The organism is Flavobacterium xizangense (assembly GCF_054075145.1).
Map to the genome: position 1 here is coordinate 1 of NZ_JBSIPG010000237.1, position 249 is coordinate 249.

A 249-nucleotide genomic window follows, 5' to 3' on the forward strand; every position below is an offset into this window, starting at 1 on the left:
CTTTTTTTCGCCACGAATTATAAAAAATAAAATTCGTGAATTCGTGGCTATAACTTTTTTACTTAACCCACTCTGTTTTGAAAGTGGTTTTTCCGTTTAATGGATTTGTGTTTACTTCGAAATTGTTTCCGTTTTTGGTTACTTTGATTTCTTGTAAAGCGTCTCCGTTTGGCAGGTAAACTTTCGCGGAAGCGGCATTTGTTTTATCACTTGCGTAAACTTTTAAAGTCAATTTGCTCCAATCCATAT

General features: G+C 34.1%; 1 protein-coding gene. It reads right to left on the reverse strand.

Translation table 11 applies throughout. The annotated features are described in order from the left end of the window. Positions 1–58: 58 nt before the first annotated feature. Positions 59–249, reverse strand: a 191-nt coding sequence (locus ACWA1B_RS23260; protein WP_456911045.1) for a hypothetical protein, incomplete at its 5' end; no start/stop codon positions are given.